At 67.7% G+C, this 1,428-nt stretch carries 1 protein-coding gene; it reads right to left on the bottom strand.

The genetic code is table 11. The annotated features are described in order from the left end of the window. Positions 1-57 precede the first annotated feature (57 nt). Complete coding sequence (locus ACFI33_RS11745) at positions 58-1,305, bottom strand: IS256 family transposase (RefSeq protein WP_036337348.1); 1,248 nt, start codon at positions 1,303-1,305, stop codon at positions 58-60. Positions 1,306-1,428: the final 123 nt, after the last annotated feature.

Below are 1,428 nucleotides of genomic sequence, written 5' to 3'. Positions count from 1 at the left end.
GGTCAAGTCCCTGGAAGTGGTGTAACCGTCTTCGAGGTTGTAGGGGGCTTGTACCTGTCAGGTCTGCAGGGTCGGCATCACCTCCGTGCTCATCACGGTCTCTTGCTCCGTGGTCAGGGGCTCACGGCACCGGGCGAGCAGTTCCAGGCCGAGATACCGGCGGCCTTCGGCCCATTCATCTGTCTGCTCGGCCAGCACGGCCCCGACCAGGCGCACCACGGCATCCCGGTTCGGGAAGATCCCCACCGAGTCCGTGCGGCGCCGGATCTCCCGGTTCAGCCGCTCGGCGGGGTTGTTCGACCAGATCTGGCACCACACGTCCCTCGGGAACGAGGTGAACGCGAGGATGTCCTGTCGAGCGGCGTCTAAGTGGGCGGCCACCGCGGGCAACCTGTCCTGCACGTAGTCCAACAGGCGCTCGAACTGGGCGTGCACGGCCGGCCCGTCGGGCTGGTCATACACGCTGTGCAGCATGGCCTTCACCGCCGGCCACATGCTCTTCGGGGTCACGGCCATCAGATTCGCCGCGTAATGGGTGCGGCAGCGTTGCCACACGGCCCCGGGCAGGTTCGCCGCCACTGCTTCCACGAGGCCGCGATGGGAGTCCGAGGTCACCAGTGCCACCCCGGCCAGCCCCCGGGCCACCAGATCCGCGAAGAACTCGTTCCACCCCGCCCCGGACTCCGTGGTGGCCACCCTCAGCCCGAGGACCTCGCGGCGCCCGTCCGCGTTGACCCCGGTGGCGACCATGGCCACCGCGTTGACCACACGCCCGCCCTCACGCACCTTCATGGTCAGGGCGTCGGCGGCGAGGAACACGAACGGGCCGGCCTCGCCCAGAGGCCGGTGGCGGAAAGCCTCGATGTGCTCGTCCAACTCCTGTGCCATCCGGCTGACCTGGGACTTCGAGAGCGAGTCGATGCCCAGCTGCCGTACGAGCTTGTCCATGCGCCGGGTCGAGACCCCGGCCAGGTAGCAGTCCGCGACCACGGTGATCAGTGCGGACTCGGCCCGTTTGCGGCGCTCGAGCAGCCATTCGGGGAAGTACGTGCCGGCCCGGAGTTTGGGGATGGCCACATCGATCGTGCCGGCGCGGGTGTCCAGGGGTCGGTGGCGGTAGCCGTTGCGCTGCGCTGTCCGATGTTCGGAGGGCTTGCCGTACTCGGCCCCGCAGACCGCGTCAGCGTCGGCGGAGAGCAGTGCGTTGATCACGGTCTGCAGCAGGTGGCGCAACAGATCGGGAGAGGCCTCCCCGAGAGCTTCGCGCAGCAGCCGTTCAGGGTCGACAATATGAGGAGCGGTCATCGTGGTGATGTCCTTTCGAGAGTGCTGTGGAAGGTTCGCTCGAAGGCTCCCACGGTGACCGCGTCCGTCTCGAAGATGGTCGTGGCCACCGGGGAGGGTTACACCACTATCCGGGACTCAACT

The organism is Micrococcus sp. PSi08 (assembly GCF_054960655.1).
This window is presented reverse-complemented; position numbering and strand designations above follow the sequence as displayed.